This window comes from Solibacillus kalamii (assembly GCF_002174535.1).
Lineage (GTDB): Bacteria > Bacillota > Bacilli > Bacillales_A > Planococcaceae > Solibacillus > Solibacillus silvestris.
Map to the genome: position 1 here is coordinate 123,475 of NZ_NHNT01000005.1, position 19,289 is coordinate 142,763.

General features: G+C 34.9%; 23 protein-coding genes and 1 pseudogene. 8 read left to right on the top strand and 16 right to left on the bottom strand.

The window, feature by feature from the left end; translation table 11 throughout:
- Positions 1-420 precede the first annotated feature (420 nt).
- Both CBM15_RS09605 and CBM15_RS09610 read left to right on the top strand, forming a co-directional pair.
- The gene (locus tag CBM15_RS09605; RefSeq protein WP_087617312.1) at positions 421-744 is read left to right on the top strand and encodes a PadR family transcriptional regulator; all 324 of its coding nucleotides are present in this window, start codon (positions 421-423) and stop codon (positions 742-744) included.
- On the top strand, positions 731-1,333 hold the full coding sequence (locus tag CBM15_RS09610) for a DUF2812 domain-containing protein (protein ID WP_158100201.1): 603 nt from the start codon (positions 731-733) through the stop codon (positions 1,331-1,333). The genes CBM15_RS09605 and CBM15_RS09610 overlap by 14 nt, the downstream gene beginning before the upstream one ends.
- A gap of 114 nt (positions 1,334-1,447) precedes the next feature.
- Here the strand turns inward: CBM15_RS09610 and CBM15_RS09615 are convergent.
- The 3 genes and pseudogenes from CBM15_RS09615 to CBM15_RS09625 all read right to left on the bottom strand — a co-directional run bounded on the left by CBM15_RS09615 (position 1,448) and on the right by CBM15_RS09625 (position 3,517).
- Positions 1,448-1,873 (bottom strand): annotated as a pseudogene (locus tag CBM15_RS09615) (cytidine deaminase).
- Between the two features lie 277 nt (positions 1,874-2,150).
- A complete protein-coding gene (locus CBM15_RS09620; protein ID WP_087617314.1) occupies positions 2,151-2,927 on the bottom strand; it encodes a class I SAM-dependent methyltransferase in 777 nt (258 codons plus the stop codon).
- Between the two features lie 83 nt (positions 2,928-3,010).
- Positions 3,011-3,517: a GNAT family N-acetyltransferase gene (locus CBM15_RS09625; protein WP_087617315.1), complete on the bottom strand. Its 507-nt coding sequence runs from the start codon at positions 3,515-3,517 to the stop codon at positions 3,011-3,013.
- Positions 3,518-3,716: 199 nt separating this feature from the next.
- Between CBM15_RS09625 and CBM15_RS09630 the strand changes: the two genes are divergently transcribed.
- Entirely contained in the window at positions 3,717-3,926 is a 210-nt protein-coding gene (locus CBM15_RS09630; protein WP_065216023.1) for a hypothetical protein, read from the top strand.
- A gap of 85 nt (positions 3,927-4,011) precedes the next feature.
- Here CBM15_RS09630 and CBM15_RS09635 read toward each other — a convergent pair whose 3' ends face one another.
- The 5 genes from CBM15_RS09635 to CBM15_RS09655 all read right to left on the bottom strand — a co-directional run bounded on the left by CBM15_RS09635 (position 4,012) and on the right by CBM15_RS09655 (position 7,384).
- Complete coding sequence (locus tag CBM15_RS09635; protein ID WP_087617316.1) at positions 4,012-4,293, bottom strand: hypothetical protein; 282 nt, start codon at positions 4,291-4,293, stop codon at positions 4,012-4,014.
- 433 nt (positions 4,294-4,726) lie between these two features.
- The gene (locus CBM15_RS09640) at positions 4,727-5,521 is read right to left on the bottom strand and encodes a phosphotransferase family protein (protein ID WP_087617317.1); all 795 of its coding nucleotides are present in this window, start codon (positions 5,519-5,521) and stop codon (positions 4,727-4,729) included.
- 115 nt (positions 5,522-5,636) lie between these two features.
- The gene (locus CBM15_RS09645) at positions 5,637-6,158 is read right to left on the bottom strand and encodes an AAA family ATPase (RefSeq protein WP_239534697.1); all 522 of its coding nucleotides are present in this window, start codon (positions 6,156-6,158) and stop codon (positions 5,637-5,639) included.
- A gap of 33 nt (positions 6,159-6,191) precedes the next feature.
- A complete protein-coding gene (locus CBM15_RS09650; protein ID WP_087617319.1) occupies positions 6,192-6,632 on the bottom strand; it encodes a hypothetical protein in 441 nt (146 codons plus the stop codon).
- Positions 6,633-6,685: 53 nt separating this feature from the next.
- Complete coding sequence (locus tag CBM15_RS09655; RefSeq protein WP_087617320.1) at positions 6,686-7,384, bottom strand: class I SAM-dependent methyltransferase; 699 nt, start codon at positions 7,382-7,384, stop codon at positions 6,686-6,688.
- A 486-nt stretch (positions 7,385-7,870) separates the two neighbouring features.
- Between CBM15_RS09655 and CBM15_RS09660 the strand changes: the two genes are divergently transcribed.
- Positions 7,871-8,056 (top strand): DUF4017 family protein, encoded by a 186-nt coding sequence (locus CBM15_RS09660; RefSeq protein WP_087617321.1) that lies wholly within the window; start codon positions 7,871-7,873, stop codon positions 8,054-8,056.
- Between the two features lie 573 nt (positions 8,057-8,629).
- On the top strand, positions 8,630-8,740 hold the full coding sequence (locus CBM15_RS19690) for an EAL domain-containing protein (RefSeq protein ID WP_087617322.1): 111 nt from the start codon (positions 8,630-8,632) through the stop codon (positions 8,738-8,740).
- 221 nt (positions 8,741-8,961) lie between these two features.
- Here the strand turns inward: CBM15_RS19690 and CBM15_RS09670 are convergent, their stop codons facing one another.
- The 5 genes from CBM15_RS09670 to CBM15_RS09690 form a co-directional block, all read right to left on the bottom strand.
- Positions 8,962-10,059, bottom strand: a complete 1,098-nt coding sequence (locus CBM15_RS09670) for an L-dopachrome tautomerase-related protein (protein WP_087617323.1) — start codon at positions 10,057-10,059, stop codon at positions 8,962-8,964.
- Between the two features lie 106 nt (positions 10,060-10,165).
- Positions 10,166-10,390, bottom strand: coding sequence for a YczF family membrane protein (locus tag CBM15_RS19715; RefSeq protein WP_087617324.1), 225 nt, complete (start codon positions 10,388-10,390; stop codon positions 10,166-10,168).
- Positions 10,391-10,423: 33 nt separating this feature from the next.
- Positions 10,424-11,536, bottom strand: coding sequence for a GerAB/ArcD/ProY family transporter (locus CBM15_RS09680; protein WP_158100202.1), 1,113 nt, complete (start codon positions 11,534-11,536; stop codon positions 10,424-10,426).
- A gap of 23 nt (positions 11,537-11,559) precedes the next feature.
- On the bottom strand, positions 11,560-12,777 hold the full coding sequence (locus CBM15_RS09685) for a Ger(x)C family spore germination protein (RefSeq protein ID WP_087617326.1): 1,218 nt from the start codon (positions 12,775-12,777) through the stop codon (positions 11,560-11,562).
- Between the two features lies 1 nt (position 12,778).
- Positions 12,779-14,404 (bottom strand): spore germination protein, encoded by a 1,626-nt coding sequence (locus CBM15_RS09690; protein ID WP_087617327.1) that lies wholly within the window; start codon positions 14,402-14,404, stop codon positions 12,779-12,781.
- A 390-nt stretch (positions 14,405-14,794) separates the two neighbouring features.
- On the opposite strand from CBM15_RS09690, the gene CBM15_RS09695 reads away from it, so the two are divergent.
- Genes CBM15_RS09695 through CBM15_RS09705 form a run of 3 tightly spaced genes read left to right on the top strand, consistent with a single transcriptional unit; the run spans position 14,795 to position 16,538 of the window.
- On the top strand, positions 14,795-15,004 hold the full coding sequence (locus CBM15_RS09695) for a hypothetical protein (RefSeq protein ID WP_008407170.1): 210 nt from the start codon (positions 14,795-14,797) through the stop codon (positions 15,002-15,004).
- A gap of 12 nt (positions 15,005-15,016) precedes the next feature.
- Positions 15,017-15,379: a spore coat protein gene (locus tag CBM15_RS09700; protein ID WP_008407171.1), complete on the top strand. Its 363-nt coding sequence runs from the start codon at positions 15,017-15,019 to the stop codon at positions 15,377-15,379.
- A 22-nt stretch (positions 15,380-15,401) separates the two neighbouring features.
- Complete coding sequence (locus tag CBM15_RS09705; protein WP_087617328.1) at positions 15,402-16,538, top strand: zinc-dependent alcohol dehydrogenase; 1,137 nt, start codon at positions 15,402-15,404, stop codon at positions 16,536-16,538.
- 305 nt (positions 16,539-16,843) lie between these two features.
- On the opposite strand, the gene CBM15_RS09710 is transcribed toward CBM15_RS09705, so the two are convergent.
- From CBM15_RS09710 to CBM15_RS09720, 3 genes are all read right to left on the bottom strand, one after another.
- Positions 16,844-17,329 (bottom strand): NUDIX hydrolase, encoded by a 486-nt coding sequence (locus CBM15_RS09710; RefSeq protein WP_087617329.1) that lies wholly within the window; start codon positions 17,327-17,329, stop codon positions 16,844-16,846.
- Positions 17,330-17,555: 226 nt separating this feature from the next.
- A complete protein-coding gene (locus CBM15_RS09715; protein WP_087617330.1) occupies positions 17,556-18,008 on the bottom strand; it encodes a GNAT family N-acetyltransferase in 453 nt (150 codons plus the stop codon).
- Positions 18,009-18,191: 183 nt separating this feature from the next.
- A complete protein-coding gene (locus CBM15_RS09720; RefSeq protein ID WP_087617331.1) occupies positions 18,192-19,175 on the bottom strand; it encodes an ABC transporter substrate-binding protein in 984 nt (327 codons plus the stop codon).
- Between the last annotated feature and the right edge of the window lie 114 nt (positions 19,176-19,289).

Consider the following 19,289-nt stretch of genomic DNA (forward strand, 5'->3'; position numbering starts at 1 on the left):
TCAATAGGATCCAGTAACGTTTGTCTTTAAAAGTATTAAAACTCCCCATATTCCCCCTCCTTCCTCAACATGTGATGATTCAATTAACCTGCCCGTTAGGTTTAACATTAGGTATCTCTTATAATTTCTCATCTTGCGTTTACCAAAATAATACCATATTTTTTGTAGAATTCCTTTAGATACCAGATGTTTCAATGAAAAGGATGCTATTCTCCCCATTCTTTTCCTGTCCAGATTACGGTTCTTTTCGCAAACTTTAAATCTTAACTACAACTACCTTTCACCAGTTCCGGTACTATGCTTGTTCATTGAAGAACATGCACTCCCTTAATTTATCCATATATACAGTTGAAATGTATAGTTCGACTGTATATAATGACATTAAGTTTAACTGTATATATGTTTGCAAGGAGCGCTGTAATGAAAAGACATAAGCTATTACCATTAACAGAAACAATGCACTATATATTACTTGCGTTGAGAAGTCCATTGCATGGATACGCAATTATGCAAGAAGTCGAAACGATGAGTAATGGAGAAGTACGGATCGCTGCCGGTACTCTGTATGGTGCAATTGAAAATTTATTGAAGTACAACTGGATTATTCTCGTTCCTTCAGACGACCCGCGAAGAAAAGTTTATCGTATTACAGATGAAGGCTTAGAGATTTTAGAAATTGAAAAAAGACGTTTCATGCATATTCTTTCACTTTACGAGGGAGGGTTCAATGATGAGAAGGCTTAAATTATTTTCGAATGCCCAAAAAGAAGAACAGTGGTTAAACAGGATGCTTCAAAAAGGCTGGCAATTAAAACGTGTAAATGCCTTTAAACTATACACATTTGAGAAAACATCAAACAAAGAACAAATTTTACGATTAGATTGCCAATCATTCGCATCTGAACAAAAATTTCAGAATTACAAAACATTTTTTGAGGACTTTGGCTGGGTGCATGTAGGAGGCTCACGGTTCTCGACTTTACAGTATTGGTTAAACCCAACAAATAAAGACGATTCCCTCTCTTCCGATCATTCCTCAATAAAGTATTATTTTCAGCGTCTTAGCAAAATCTACGGTGCATACGCATGTTTCGCCCTTTTTATTACATTTTGCGTATTCCAAAATTCAGCGCAATTTATCAATCTTAAAGATGCTTATTATACACCAGGGTTGTGGGATAAAAATGGCTTTGACTTCTGGAGTGCCTTCTTTTTCGAGACACCGTTCGCCATTACAAGATTCGGCTCGCCATGGCTAATGCTAATTTTCGGCTTAGTTTCTTTAAATATGTACTTTAAATACAAAAAGGAAATCGCTAAATCGATTGGATAGGACATTAGAAAATGTTTCATTGTAGCTACTAACTGCAAAACGATGTAAAGAGGAAATCCAACGCGTGGGCTTCCTCTAACTTTTTATACTTGATTCACAAAAACAGTTATATAACTATCCTTTTTGCCAATGATCGACCATTTCATCATAATATGTATCTGTCCAATGGTAAGGTTGCAGTTCCTCTAATGTTTTAAAAATAATGGCTTCAGTATCATTTGAAATCGCGCATTGTACTTGAGGTCCCCAGTAAAACAAGCGTTCTTGACAGATTCCACACGGCGAAAGTACTTTTAACGGTGAATATTCATCTTCCCGTGCAAAACAAATACTATGTGTTACTTTTTTATTGAATTTGTGTACTTCTAAAATAGCGCCCGTTTCCATACAAAGAGCTGTTGCATCATTAATCACTTCCGGTGCCACACTTGTATAAATCGTACCGTCTTATACACGAACGGCTGCTGCACCACCCCAACCTTTCGGGTATCTTACTTCCACTAAATTTCTAACAGCATTATATAATTCTATCTCGATCACTTTTCCCACACCCCTAAAATAAATTCAGTATCTTCAACATTATTTTAGCAAAGATTTAACATCCTTTTTGGTCCTTTTTCACAAAAAGATTAGCTACTCTTTCTTTTGAAGAGCTTAGACTTCAAGTAATGCAAGTTCGTGTATGATTGGATGTAACGGATGGTTTAAGGTTAAGCTGATTTACTTTAGGAAAAACAATAACAGAGCGTACATCTTTATAGATTAACGCTCTGTAAGTTTAAGTACTTTTTCAATAACCTTCATTCATTTCGCAAAATTATTTTACAGCTTTCCAAATTGTCCATCGATCTCTTTCCACTATATTTTCTTCATTCGTAATGGCTTTATCTATATAAGTAATCAATGCACTTAATTCGTCATCATCTAATTCGTGCAAAATACTTCTTCCTGTTCTCTCAGCCAAGTCGTTTAATAATTCCTCTTTATTTTTATGAACTTTTCTTGTTTCCCAAAGCTTAACTTCTTGAATCTCTTTAAACCCAACATCCGAAAGTGTTTTTAATACAAATCCGCTATCGTATCTGCGCTTTGTCTCTTTCTCGATCAATTGTGGAAATCGCTCAAAGAAATATCCTCTAATATGATGTTCACTCCCTTTTAATAAGCAGTCTTCAGGTGTACGATCTTGAACAATATAGATTCCTTTGTTTTCTAATAGTCGATAGGTCTCTTCAAAACAGTTCTGCAAATCATTGATATAGTGTATTAACGCTCTTTCAAGAATTAGATTGTAATCATTACTTTCTAAGCCTGTATTCAGCGCATTACCTTGCTTAAATGATATATTCGGATATTCTTTGCAGTTCTCCTTCGCACCTTTAAGTATTTCTTCGGAAAAATCAACCCCTGTGACAGAAGCTACTCCCATTTCAGCTAATGCCTTTGAATAAATACCCCCACCACATCCTATATCCAACGCCTTAGAGGTATTATCCAACTGTACCAAATCCGTTATTACATCAACCCACGAATCATCAGCATTTCGAGTTGTATAAGTATTACGGCTTTTTTCATTATGAAAATCAATCCCCATAGTAGATCCTCCCCGTACTAACCTAAATTTACTTAATTTTATAATGTACGTTTTTTCAATAACCGAATTAATAGAAAATATTCTTATTTTTTTATCAATTTCTGATATTTACTATGTCCATCCGTAACACCAATAAATTCAAATCCATTGCATTTATAAAAATTATTTAATTTAACATTAGCCGCAACACAATCTAACTTAAGTAATTCTTTATCGCTCACATATTCTTGTATCCAAATCAAAATACTTTTACCAATACCTTTTTTCATATAAGCAGGAATTATTGCAAGTCTATGCAAATAAAGTGATGTTAAAGTATTGTCACTCCCCCATAATTGTCTATCCCATTCACTTTGTTTAGATGATAATGAAAAAGTTGCGATTATCTCCTTATCCTTCAATACGATGTATGTTTCTTGATTTACTATAGCTTGCTTGATCTCTTCATCATCACCCCCATCCAATAAATACTGCCATTGATTTATTTCATGCTCCTTCATCCATTGAGCTAACTGCTTTAACATTTTTATTATTACGCTACTATCTTCAATTGCTGCAATTTTGACTTCGAAACCCTCACCGTTAACCATGCCTTTTTTAACTCCTCACAAATAATTTTTTTGACAATATTAAATTCTACAAAACACTACTATTAACCTGCTATACCGGTCTCCTCAACGTAATACTTCGCTAGGTTTGTTCCAAAACCCGTATACAGGATTAATTACTCTTATTTAATAATTCACTTGAAAATGTTAAAATTGAATTATAAGAAAGGAGAAGTGGTCCTTGAATAAAAATAAATTTAATATGGCTATTGCAATAGTTGGATGCACTCTTATTCTAACTATTGGCGGTGTACTGTTTAACCAAATTTATAAGAATCATCAGGCAAATGAGCTTATTATTGAGAAGTGCTTTGAAAACTTCGATAAAGTAGATGAAGTGGTAATAAAGAAGGATGGATTTTGGTCTCCGGTTATTTGCGTAAAAAAATAGCATAAAAAGAAATTATTTAAAATCTTTTTATGCAATCCATTACATATTTTCTAATTGGTCTTTAAATAGTGGAAAACGCTGTTTGCTACTGTTTCCTTTTTCGCTCTAAAAATATCGGTGCTATATTTAGTAATATAGAAACAATTGTTAAAAACCATAGCACCTTTTCAAAATTGGGCACTTCCCATAAAGCTGGCCAATTTTCGTTTTTTACCCACTCGGAAACTAGACTGTATTCTGCACAAAGGGTCAACGCTGTAAATGATAACCCCATTGCCATCGCAAGTTTGTAATCTTTACCTTTTATAAACCTATACAGATTTATAAAAGTTGCTACGATTGCAATAAGGCCAATTAATAACCACATCGTGATGCCTCCAAACCATTATACTTCCATTTCTAGTATAGACATAAATTGTAAGTGTATGGTTCCCTTTTATTCCTTAATTAATATCCTGTTAATTGAAAGAGTTAGAAAACAATAGATGTGGATATGATTATAAATAAAGTTAAACAAGCACTCCAAACACAGCCCAATATTTTTTGATTATGTATATTTTTCCCTTGATATAATTTTTCTAATAGCTGAACCAAATTAATAAACCATAAAATCGAGAATAATAAAGCCCCTACAAGAAAAAAATTTCCACATTAACACCATCCTTTACGATAGAATAACTTAGCGCTTATCCTGAAAAAAATCTCATATTTGAATCGACTTTTCGACAATTTTACCATCATCATTCTTTTGCCTCAAGATGATTAACTATGCCTGTTTTTGAATAACAAAGACTCCGTAATTAAAAGAACTCATATAACCCATTTACAAAATATTTGTACTCATTATCATCAATGATTTTGTCCCCATACCCTTCAAAGAATATTTGTTTATCTATTTCATCCTCAAAGGCATTGGGTTTAGGGCGAATAGCTAATGCTACGTCATATCTTGGGTCTCCGTATGCACCCCCACCCCAGTCTATTACGCCTGTAATTATTCCGTTCTTGACTAAAACATTATCGATCGTAAAATCTCCGTGTATGAATGTTTGAGGGTATTCTTTCGGTTTAAAAGATTTAATTTTTCCCAATAATTCTCCAGTACCATCCACATGATATTTTTTAAAATTAAGTTCTGCCTGGCATAGCTTCTCATCTAGCCAAGGATGTTCACTTATTAGTTCAGAAGGACAAGGTGTGGAATGAATTTGCCGCAAAATATTACCAAAGTTATATATTATTTCGTGTCGTTTTCCCTTACTTTTTTCGTTATATAAAGTGGCTCTAACAGTTTCCCCTTCTAGAAACTCAATAAGAGCCCAAGATTCCTTTTCGGATACTTGTTCAACGAAACTCTTCACCTTTGGGATAGGTAATTTTGTTTTTTGAGTCAAACAGTTAAGTACTGTCACCTCTCGATTTAGTAAAGCACAATTTAACTCTCCCATTGTCCTCTTGAGTGCATAGATCTCTTGATTATTTTCAATTAAACCAACATTGGAACTATGTCCTTGTCGAGGGAAACTTATGGAATTAATCTTGTTAAGGTATTCCTGTATTTCTCTTGGAATCTCTTCAATTCGAATTGGCAGCAATAGTACACCTCCTCTAGTAATCTCTTAAAAGCCGATTTCCACCCACTTGACCTTAAATGAAAAATACGCATTTCTTATTAAAAAATGCGCTCAATAATTGTAGATATACTTTAGTTTAAAGAAGATTTAACTTTCCTTTTATATGTTGAATAATTTCATCGATACTATTTTTTTCAGTATCTATATACTCTCCAAAATCGTATTGATTGTAGGCAGCTAAACATTTATCGGTTTGTTGAAAACACCAGTTGCCTTCTTCCTCTCCACGTTCTCTTAACCTTTCGTATATTGTCTCTTTACTTGCATTGAGACAAAAATGATAGGTTTTTTCTTCAATACTTTTAAACCCTTTGTAAATATAGTGAAAGTATTCTATTTTCCTGATCGTCATTGGCACGATTAAATTGATTTCATATTTAGTAATCAACTTCTTTCCCATATCAACCGTTAACTCTTTCCATAAATCTAAATCTTGAAAGTCTCCTGTAGCGGATTCTGTCCTTTTTATATCATTCGGAATAACATTTCTTAACAGATAGCCTATTTCTTCAGGATCATATATCATACTATTTTCAATTTCGTTCAGGAGCCTATTTGCAATTGTAGTTTTGCCTACACCAAAGGCTCCATTTATCATTATAATCAAAATACCATCTCTCCTGTTGTCCAATTAACCTTCGACAAGACTATCCAATGCTTCTTGTATTTCTTTTTCGAAGAGTACATTATCTGGATTTAAATTTCCCCCATGTAAATAAAATATTAAGATATTTTGTTTTTCAAATTGACTGTACGAAACTAAATTCATAGAAGCCGTCTTTTCAACAAATACTCTCTTACCATTCTCACGATCAGCTGCTGTGTCGAATTCATAAATAAAAACCAACTTTTCTTTTAACTGATATGCCCCTGGCTTCACCCCTTTTAATTTAGAACCAAATATGTCTTCTTCTTCTTCTTCTGGGGTATGTATTTCAACTAAATTCATTTTATTTCTTTGAAACGCCTCTACTACTTCTGCTTCAACAATATAAGCACTACTAGTTGCAGATTGACACGCTGCTAAGAAGAACACTAAACATAAACTTTTTATTTTCTTCAGTTCATTCACCCACCCTAAACCGATTGTAGGTCGCTTCTATAAACACGCAATTTAATCTGGAGTTATACTTTTTTAAAAGTGCATACAATAAAATCCTCAAGACCAAATTCATCGTGATTTAAATTATTGTGCTGCATATCACGTATCTCAATTTCTTGGAATTCCGAAAAAAGGATCTGTAACTTTTCTTTGGAATATCCCAAACCACCGTATAAAGTTCGATCCATATAATATTGTTTATCGGATAGCGATGACCCACCGTACTTTCCATTTTCTTTAAATGCACTAATTGAAAAATAACCATCATTCTTTAAATATTTGTTGATAAATTGAATGTAAGAAACTCTTCGATGTGGTGATAGGTGATGAAAACAACCGGAATCATATATGTAATCAAACTCTTGTAATTCCAGATTTAAATTAAAGATATTCTCACAAACAAATTGAATGTTTACATTATTGACCTCTGCTTGCTCTTTTGCCCAATCAATTGCTCGTTGTGATAAATCTACAGCGGTTACAGTACAACCTTTTTGAGCTAGATAAATAGCGTTTCGCCCATTCCCACAGCCAATTTCAAGTACCTTACGAGGCTTAATAATTTGTCTTTCCATATATTTAACCAAATGTTCGTCAGGTTTATCACAAAAAAATGGGACATTTTTTTCTTTATCTTTATAGAATGTATTCCAAAATTCTGTTGGCTCTCTTAACAAAGAATCTAGTAATTCATATAAATCCTCATTATTTTTAACTAACATCTAACCCCTCCTTATTTAATATTAATTGTAATATAAAGGAATTAATTCGTTATTACATTATATTTAAATTACCATTAAATTTCTTAATCTATTGTTGGGGAAAGTTCCTAAATCATTGTATTAAATGGGCCTAGTATTCCTCTAAAATGAATAAAACGGTTAGGAGATAGTAACACAATTTAGTAATGGATAAAAAATGCTTATAAAGCAATTAAAGAATGTTTAATTTAGGGGATAAAAATAATATTATTACATACATTACAAATATTACATAAATGAATCATTCCTAAACCTTTGTATGATTACTTTCCTTGAAGGTATGGTCTGCTCACTTTCGCGCTGTTTCGTATGTAAGCCAGCCATTTGTAAATGTAAGATTACTTTTTCGGTATTAAAAAAGATAAAGGGTACTCGCGTAGTAGAATTACTTTGATAATTTTTGTAAAATAAGTATATAACAAATGTATAAAGGAGTTGAATGAATAAATGAAAAAAATAATAGTTCCATTATTAGTTTATTTAATTGTTTGTATAATCGCTGTTATGCTACCTGCTTCTGATGGATACAATACGATAGGTTGGAAATTGCTAATCGGCCAAATATACGCAATTCCCGTTTTAATCATTGCCTTTTTAATCTCTTTCTTTCTGCATAGGAGACTTTCACATTAATATGAAAAATAAATGAACAGTGAATTGCTGTTCATTTTTTGATGCATCGCTACATTTTTATTTCAATGCAGTTTCTTGTTTCTTTGTTACGTGTACATGCCTAATACTTTTCCCTTTCCCCCTATATTCTTATATAAAGAAATGTGCGAATAAAAATCCAATTGGGATAGTTATCCAAAGTAATAGGTTATTAAATATAATTTTAAAATTAGAAGTATTTTCTAACTTTGATTTAGCGAATATATTCCATATCAATAGTGCTCCAATTGCCCACATAAGTAAGATTAAAAAGAATTCTGGTGTTTACCTATAACTAATGAACCTTTTATTTTATCTAACATCTTCAACAACTCCTACTACCATTTATATAATTAATGAATTCACTTAATTTTATAAAAATATACGATGATTTGTATATTAGATGCTACCAAAACGTCGTTTGTTAACTTAACTTAACAGATTGTTATAAAACAATATGGCCCTATAATTGAATAAGGCATTTTTCTATTTAAGAAGGTACTGCACCCGATTGATAAAGGTCGATATTCAACTAATACCCCCATTAAGATAAATATGTACGTTGTTCTTGAGGGAATAGAGACGAAGGAAGAATTTCAAATTGCTAAAGAAATGGGAGTACCTTACTTACAGGGTTATTATATATTGAAACCTCATCGACTATAACTTCTTCAAAAACAGAATTAAGTGACATTCAAAAGAAAGAAGGACGTGGGTAAATTGTTGAAGTGGTTTAAGATTAAAGACTTTTATCAGATTGATTAATACATTTCTTGTAATCAGTATCCTTCCTGGGGCTATGGAAATTTACTTTTAATTAATTGCTTCTTCTTTACTTTAAAATGGTAGTTCACTGTAAAACGATGGCCTACCTTCGTTTAAAACCGTTATGAAAAGGTAGGAGCAGGGAATTCATCAATTCTCATACGAAGTAAACTATATGGTTTTTTCCTGAGGTCTCTTCCATAATGAAATCTTGCCTGCCGGTGTAATTGGTTCACAATGACATATAAATACTGATCGGGGCCAATCGAAAAAGTATCCGGCCATAAAATTCTAGGGTCATGTGCGATAGTTTCCATTTCACCATTCGGTAATAATTTCCGGATACTATTATTTTCATAATCTCCCGCATAAACTGTTCCTTTTTCACTGGTGATCATTCCGTCAGACGCACCTTTTTCGCCCCAATACTGTACATATTGGGATAAATTCATGTCCAGTATACTTCTGTCTCTTAGTGCTTCTGTTGAGATCGAGAACAATTGACGGCTAGTTAGTGGAGCATAAAATAACACCTTTCCATCAGGAGAAATCGCTAAACTATCGGAAGCCAATCTAAAGGGGAAAGTAGTGCCGTCCGGATTTCGATTCATCAATATTTCACCTTCTACTTTTGGTAAAAAATAGGGATCAGGAGAAGTTGATATTGCCCCATTTAACCTTCTAAACGCATTCCCATTATCTAAATCTAGAACGATAATAGCCCCTGGCCCTCTTGAAGAAGAATCCGTTATATAGGCATACCCTCCTCTTCCAACTCGAAAATCCAAACGAACATCATTCAGGTAAGTTGTTGGTAAGACAACATCCTCTGTAAAAAGATATATTCTCTTTATTGTATTCGTACTTAAATCAACAGCTACTAATTTTGCCCCCCCTAGAATAGGTTCAGAAAAATTGGGTGCCCCTGTATCTAGTACCCAAAGTGTCCCTCTTCCATCAGCAACTATACTTTGGACACTTACGAAAGACATTGCACTATTACCTGTATTATTCATATTGGTTTCTAAATTGGGATAGGGCATCAATACGCCGTCCACAATTTCCCCCACAGTAAATTGAACTTCATCTCCCCATTTCGGAAAGCAAACAAAAATACGACCGGTTTCGGAAATACTGACACCTGTAGGCATTGCCCCATAAAAAGCATGCACCAGTTCAAACTGTCCAAAATATTTTTCCATAGGTAACATAGGTTGCATGATATCCTCCTCACTTATTCAAACGGATATCAACTATATATGATGAAAAAATTTTATTGTGCGCGGTGGCACCATATTACACAAAATCCTAAATTGGAATTTTTGATTATTGTTTCTTACTTCTTTTTATAAGAAATAAACGAATTGAACAATAAACCCAAATAATGATAAGGAAATAAAAAATAATAATTTCAGTTACCTCCATCACCAAAAAAGGATTTACGGCATTCTTAAATGAAGTTTTTAAGTCAAACCCTAAAAGACTGTCCATACCAATAGAAATGCCAGATAATAATAAGAACATCAAAATGGAAATACCGAGGATTTTCAATCTTTATCACACTCCAAAAGCGAAAATTACCATTTAATTACGAATACGTTTGCGTTGCTTATTCCTGTTTTTAAAAAAAGCAATAATAAGAAGAAGAACAGGAATAATCACTTGAAAAGGAAGATGCACATACAATGGGACAATCTGTAATCCTTCATAAACATGTTCAGAAAAATTGCTGGCAATGGTTATAGATAAAACTAACAGGAGCAACCCCAATGGATACGCCAACTGAGCTGAATTTTTTATATTGAATAAATTTGCAGTGCCTACCATCGAAGCATAGAAATACATACTGATTTTAAAGAAACCTCCGATTACCGTCGATAGCATAAATGTAATATCTAGCCGTTGTAAAAAACCTGCAAATTCAATGGTTTGTATGGTTGAAAGTAGGGGGAAATGTGATCGTGAAATGAGGTTTACACCGAGTACACTGATGTTCATAGCCATAATTAGCGCTATGATCAATCCACTCAGACCTAGGCCAAGTAAACCGGTTTTCATCGCCTTTGATTTTTGGTTCAAATAGGGCAAAACCATGGCAAATACAATGACTTCACCAAAAGGGAAAAATAGGGTTTGAGTAAATGCCGTTTTTATGACAGGCTTTATTCCTTCTTCGAGCATTGGTTCTAGGTTAGATATTTCAATAATGCCAGAAATAATAATTAAAACGGTGCCACTTATGCCAATCAACATCATGATTATAAATAGTAGTTCTCCTGTTCGCGCAATAACCTCAATTCCTTTACTAATTGTATACACAACCACTAATACCATCAGTACATTCATGATAAACAATGGTGTTTGCGGATAGAAGACAATGATTAGCATTTCTCCAAAATCCCTTAGGACTCTCGCTGCAATATACATAAAATAAAGAACATAAAAAAAGGCCAAAACCTTTCCTAAAAAACTCCCTAATATTTGCTGTATATATTCAGTAAGCGGAATTTCCGGATAATATGAATAAAGGCTATGATAAATCCAAAATAAACAACAGCCTCCTGCCAGCCCAATCAAAACTGCCAGCCAAGCATCCTGTTTCGCTTCAATAGCAAGAGGGACTAAAATGGCACTGCCAATTTCAAGTAAGAAAATGAGCACGAAAAGCTGATACGTGCTAATTTTTGCCTTTTCCAATAAATCCCCCTCCATTTCAGTGCTTAATCTTTCAAATTCGATAAAATTGAATTTGATCTTAGGCCACTACGCCTAACAAAAGCTTCAACTTTTACTTGTATGTTTAGTTCTGGAAAGTAAGTGTTGTTCCAATCATTTTTCAGTTTCTTCCACTTTTTAGGGTCGGTACGATGAACTTCTTCGCCAAACCCAAAAATATCGGTTTTATTTTGTTGTGTACGTTTAATCGTATCAACTAACTGTGTCTTGATTTTTTCTTCCAGTTCTTTTTCTAATTCCAATAAAACTTTTGGATCCTTCAGGTTAATGGGTTCCCTTACTTCGCGAACATCACCTTCAGCACGTACATGAATTGTAATGGTAGGAATGTCTTTTGTTGTGTCTGCAGAAACCTTTGTTTTTTGCCGAAGAACATGGTAAACGATGACGTTTTTCTTTTCATCCCTGTCCAGTTCTACATCAGTTTCTTTGATTTTATCCAGTATCCATATTACCCCTTTGGCCATTTCATCTTGATACCAGTCAATCAACTTTCCTTCTTTGAATATGGCCACTCCATCTGCTTCCAGAGTAGTATCGAGTTCTGATTTCTGGACATTCTCCATACTTTTCCCAAGCTCAATATCTCCATTCATACTAAAACCACTGATTACCGGTTCTTTCCCTTCGGAGGTAAGTGCCTTCATAACATCCTGAAGAGTCACTTCCAAATTTACACCCCTAGATTGTTCAGTAACTTCCAAAGTTCCGTTCACTTTATCAGCTGGAATTTTATCAACGGCTGTCAAAGATTTAAGCAAATCGCCAGCTTTTGTATTATGAGCAATCACAACCCTGGCTGTTGATCGGATTTCCGGATCCCGTTCGAAGGCATCTAAAACATTTTCTAGTCCATCCTCTCGTACAACATCTTCACTCAATACAATTAAATTTGCATGAGAATGGTACAGCTTTCGAGAGATTTTGGCTGATGCGTTGAAATGGGCTTCAAGTACACTATCTCCTGTTGCAGAGTAAACGGTAACAGCAGGACTTTGCCCACCACCTCCACCCTGTAGCCCCCCTGCTACATTTGATGGATTGATCAGTTGAATGGTCTTAATGTATTGCCCCTCTTCATTTTTATCAATAGACGTGGCAGAAATGATTGCCAGTTCATTTAACTCTTTTTGACTCCAACAACCCGAAAGGAATGAGACACTTGCTATTAGTAAGTAAAGAGAAATCGGTTTACGATTCATTTCATTCTCCTTTCTCATAGTCAGAATTATTCATGGTACGAGGTTCTGGAGGGTGTGGTTTCTGATTTTCCCCTTGCCGGACTTTATTTCTGCCACTGATTAACTTTGGTCTTTTCTTGTAATCCCAAAGTTGTCTTCGGACAATGGTATCCCCAACTTCTTCTTTAATGAATGGTGCAAGGGGTGTCATATATGGAACACCAAATGAACGTAAGCTGGATAAGTGGACGACAAGGATGATAAACGCCAGAATCATTCCGTAAAAACCGAACGTTGCTGCGCTGACCATAAACATAAATCTAACCAAACGTGCAGATATTGCAACCGCATAGGAAGGAGTTGCAAAACTGGCAATCGCAGTAATAGAGACGACAATGACCATAACTGGTGAAACAATACCTGCCTGAATCGCTGCTTGCCCAATGACAAGCGCACCTACAATGGAAATCGTAGAACCTATCGCTTTTGGCATTCTTAAACCTGCTTCTCTTAAAATTTCAAATGTAATTTCCATGATGAGTGCCTCGACAAATGCAGGAAAAGGAACAGATTCTCGCTGAGCGGCAACAATGACGGCTAGTTTTGTTGGAATCATCTCCTGGTGAAAGGTAGTCGCAGCGATGTAAACTGCAGGCCCAACTAAGGATATAAAGAAGATGATGGTACGCAATAAACGAATGGCTGTTGAGATGTCAAAACGTTCATAGTAATCCTCAACCGATTGAAAAAAGTCAATAAATAAGGCTGGTACCATCAGCACAAAAGGAGTCCCATTTACAAAAATGGCAATCCTCCCTTCAAGAAGATTACCTGCCACTCCATCTGGCCTATCTGTATGATGTATAGTTGGGAATGTGGTCTTTGTCTGATCTTCAATCAGCTGTTCTATAAATCCGGATTCCAGAACGCCATCGATGTCAATTCTTTTTAAACGTTTACGTACTTCTTCGACGATTTCATTTTTTGCTATGCCATTTATATACATGATGGAAACATCTGTTTTCGTCATTTTGCCAATTTTCATAGTTTCAATCCACAAATCTGGCGTATTGATAATCCGACGTACCAGAGCGATATTAGTCTCAATTGATTCATTAAACGCTTCTTTCGACCCACGAATAGAGACATTGGTAGTCGATTCTTGAATGGAACGTCTTTCCCCACCTTGAGTACTGACACTTAGAGCTGCGTTATTGCCCTCGATAAATATAATTGTATTTCCTGACATCAATTCTGTGAATAGTTCGTCCCAGTCCCTTGATTTTTTTATCTCACCGACAGCTACAACATCTTCGGCAATCATATCGATTACCTCCTGTTGAGTATTCTGTTCTTGGGATGCAGGAATATCTATCATCGCTTCTATTAAAAAATCGTTAACAGTTTGATTATCTACCAGCCCTTTAATATACACAATTTTCGTTTTAACCTTAGGGAATTTCCCCAGTTTAACCGGTCTGATTACAATATCTGAACTATTACCTGTTCTTTTTTTAATGATTTCCACATTCATGGACAATGAGGTATCGATGTTATTCGACGATTTATGAGTAGATTCAGTAGGGCTATTTCCCTGCTGATTTTTAATATTCTTCATTTCCCTTTTCCCTTTAAAAAATGAAAACATGGCACCGATACCTTTCTTTGCTTTTCTACAGTTATTTCAATCATACCGCCCTTTTATACAAAATTTTCTATCAATCCATATAGATTTAGGAATACTGAGGTGCATTTTATGTAGGATTTGAAGATAAGTATCCAAATATCACATTAATACTTTAATGGATGGTGAAGTACTAATTATCTGCTCATCCTATATTCAATAACAAAGAAGCAATCCTTTTATAAGTAACTCCTACTCTAACCAAGGATGGTAAGTTAAAAGCTTTTGATGTGGATATTATTTTTCTTTAGTATCTTCATTTCTAATCCAAAACCTAAATGTATATATAGACTTCTACAGGGTAGACTTTCATCATGGTAACTTTTTAAAGGAAAATCTGGAGGTGTGCTAAACGTGTTAGAAAAAAAATTAGCACTTCATGAAACAATGGAATTTCATGAAGTCATAAACTTTATGACAACGAGTTTACTCAAATCGAAGCTGAGTCAAGGGGTTGTCTTTGATGATGATTTAAGAGCCTTATTAGACAAAAATGTTAAATTATCTACCCCAGCACTCACTGCCATGGTTAAGCTTTACTCTAAATCAGAATTAGAATATTAGGAGGACAATGATATGCAAGACTATTTAGATCCTATAAATTCAGTTGGAATGCCTGAATTAACTGATTCGGGAGTTGCGCTTGAGTTTTTACTTACTACCAAAACGGGTATTCGAAATCTTTCAATCGCCTTAACTGAAACTGCTTCCCCTGCACTTCAAAAAATCATGAGAACTCAGCTAGATGTCATGATTGATTTATATTTTGAGATTTCTGATCTAATGCAAAAAAAAGAATGGCTGAAGCCCTTTAATCTTGAAGGTCAAAAAGAACTGGATATTAAATCAGCAGAAAATGCGATTAGTATTGCACAGTTGGAATTATTCCCTAAGAGCATGAATCGTAAAGGAATGTTCCCTACCCCACCAAAAAATTAACTAAAAAAAGAGGGATTTTTTAATGAAAGCTGTTACTTATCAAGGTGTTAAAAATGTTGAGGTTAAAGAAGTACAAGACCCTAAAATAAAAAAAGCCGATGATATTATTGTCCGCCTAACAACAACGGCCATTTGCGGGTCAGACTTGCATTTGATTCATGGAATGATTCCAAATCTTGGACAAGATTATGTTATTGGCCATGAACCGATGGGAATTGTAGAAGAAGTCGGCAAGGATGTGACGAAGGTAAAAAAGGGTGATCGGGTTATTATTCCTTTTAATATTGCCTGTGGTCAATGCTGGTACTGCAATCACGAGCTGGAAAGCCAATGTGATAATTCCAATGACAATGGTGAAATGGGTGCCTACTTTGGCTATTCAGACACTACAGGCGGTTTTCCGGGAGGACAGGCAGAGTATATGCGCGTTCCCTATGGCAATTTTCTCCCTTTCAAAATTCCGGAAAAATCAGAAGTTCCTGATGAAAGTCTTGTTCTCCTTGCCGATGCTGCCTCTACTGCTTTTTGGAGTGTAGAGAATGCCGGTGTAAAAAAAGGAGATACGGTTGTTATTCTTGGCTGCGGACCAGTTGGGCTATTGGCGCAAAAATTTACTTGGTTAAAAGGTGCGGAAAGAGTAATCGCAGTTGACTACATCGGATATCGTCTCAAACATGCAAAGAAGACAAATAAAGTGGAAATCGTTAATTTTGAAGACCATGAAAATTGTGGTGAATATTTGAAAGAGATTACAAAAGGCGGCGCAGACGTTGTCATTGATTGTGTCGGGATGAGCGGAAAAATGACGCCTCTAGAGTTTCTGGCAAGTGGCGTAAAACTGCAAAGTGGCGCAATGGGAGCGATAGTCACAGCCAGTCAAGCTGTACGTAAAGGTGGAACAATCCAAATTACCGGTGTTTATGGTGGGCGATATAATGCCTTCCCACTCGGTGATATTTTCCAACGCAATGTAGCGATACGTACTGGACAAGCACCAGTTGTTCATCTTATGCCTCATGTCTATAATTTAATTGCTGATGGTAAAGTGAATGCAGGTGATATCATCACACATGTCCTCCCTCTTGAAAAAGCAAAACATGGCTATGAAATATTCGATACAAAACAAGAAGATTGCATTAAAGTGGTTTTAAAACCTTAAATTTAGTGTGTAGGTACTTTTGTCTCTGTTATTTCAAAAGTACCTTTTCATTATTGGAAGAGCTAATCTAATGTAAAAACTGCCTTTAATTATTACATATTATTACCCCAACCAATCTTCAAATCTATTCCTAAAATGAAGATGAGCGCTTATCCTTATTTATTTCAAAGATAACATCCGATTGTAGGAGTTATAAATTAAAGCATAACTAAAATGTTATAAGACCGTTGTGTATTTCCTTGCGTAAAATCATTTTTCTGTGTCCTTAGTTATGAACGGTATATGTATAAAATTTCATACGGCATTTATTGTATAGCACAGTCCATTATTTCCTGATAAAGCCCATTCCATTTTGAATAATAGTCGGAAATACCGTTAGGGTTTATAAAAATACGTCGGGTCGATTCATATTTACCTTCAAATGGTAACAATTTTGTGATATTCATTTTGTAGAAAACCTGATAACCAATTTTAGGATATTGACTCCCTTCTATCCACATTGGATTCTCGCCATGGTCTACAATTATATGTCCCAATAACTCACATTCCCCTTCAATATAGCCCTCTTCCAAAGCTTCCCGTTTAAAGCATTCCTCTGGAGTTTCCTCTGGTTCGATATGTCCTCCCGGAAAATCCCACCCTCGATCCTTTAAGTCGACTAGTAACAGTTGATCTTCTTTAAAACAAAAACCGTGTACACTTGTAATCAAATTAGATTGAGGAAGTAAAGTATTTTTTTCCCAAGTTAGTTTAACTCTTGATTTTCCCCAATTAACATAAGTTGTAGTCATTTTTCTCCTCCATTTAAAAAGTCTAATTTTCCACTATGAACTTTATAAATTTAAATACATCGAAACCGTCATTTGGAAACATATCTTAAAAGATTGGTTTGGCAAAGACAAGCGCGATCCTATCCAAGAATTGCGCCTATTAAGTAAATTATAAACTTTACTTATTATCTCTACTAATACTGCCCCAAATAAGTTTACTTGCCCACTTCTATCTGAAGAAAAGGTTTTAACGGTGTCCATCTTTCCTAGCTTGTATATAGCCATAATATACACAAGTACCATGGGTTGATACGTCTTTAACTTCCAATCCGCAGCTCTCGTAAAATTTAAAATTGTTTGCTGAAGTGTGCGCAAACCAATCCCCATGCGGAAGTTTTTGAATACATAACTCAACAAGTTTTTTCCCTAACCCTTTGCCTCTATATTCTGTTAAAACGACTAAATCCATTATATTTGCTGCCATGATTTGATCGGATATCACTCTCACCATTGCAATCATTCTCTCATTATCCCAAACAGTAAATGCCCAAGTGGAATTTTTAAAGATGAGTGAGTATTTTTCTTTTTGCCACGATGGAATATTTTTTGCCCATCCAGCGTCTTTAAACAAGGACTCAACAAAGTCTGCTGGAACATCAGTACCTTCTCTAATTACGAAACCATTAAAATATTGATACATTTGCGCTACTCCTTCCAGTGATAGGTATTACATAATGATTAGATAAGAAGGCGGTATTTCCCTCTAATTTGTTTGTAATTATTTTCGAATAGCTTCACCATGCATTTTTACCTTCATTCTAAACAAAAAAACAGACGTTTTAGAATTGCAATTTAACCAATTCTAAACGTCTGCTCTTTCAAATTAAGGAGCTAATAATTCTTGAATTTCTTCAAGCATTTTTCGAGCTGCTAAAATACCACCTGCTGTATTCCAAACAGCATCATTCACGCTAATAGCTTTGCCATTTTTTACTGCATTAAGATTTTGCCATAATGGATCAGCTGTCCATTCAGCTTCTGTTGCAGATGCTGAATCATCTCCTGTTGGTAGATAAGTAAAGTAGAATAGCAAATCCCCATCCATTTGTGGAATTAATTCTTTACCGACTTCTACTGCCATTTGATTATCTTTAGTAAATAAATCCGCTTGCTGTCCTACGCGATTAAAGCCTAATTCTTTTAAAATAACACCTGAAAATGAGTCAGTGTAATAAATTCTAGAAGTGCCTGATAAAAAACGAACGACAGATACAGATTGATTAGTTACATCACCTAAAGATTCTTTTGTTTCTTGAATCTTAGCATCATAATTCGCCAATACTTCTTCGCCTTTATCTACAGCATTAACTGCTTCTGCATATAATGAGAAATTATCTTTCCATTGTCCTGTTAATGTTTCAGCAAAAACAGTCGGCGCAATTTTACTTAAGTTTTCATAATCAGCTTCTTGACGGATTTTATTACCGATAATTAAATCTGGCTTTAACTTAGCAATCGCTTCTAAATCGATAGCTGTTTCTTGCCCTACAACTTCTACTCCATCCATTTGTTCTGCAATATGTTCATACCAAGGTTCACCTGACCATGAAGATACCGCGCCAACCGGTTTAATTCCTAAAGCAAGTAATGCTTCTGTTCCTTCATTTGTTAGTACGACAATTTTTTCAGGTGTTGATGTAATATTTGTAGAACCCATCGCATGCTCTACTGTATATGATGTAGATTTTTCCTCTGTCGGCTCAGCACTGCTTGCCTCTTGGGTTTCCCCTGAATCGTTACACGCAGCCAGAACACAAACCGTTAACAATAATAAAATTCCTAAGATCTTACTCAATGACATTTTCATACTTTTCTTCCTCCGATATGTGTGTTAGTATTATTGTGCTAATACATAATTGATAATGATTATCATTTTCCGACAGTTTAAATCATATTTGACTAGGAATCTTCTGTCAACATA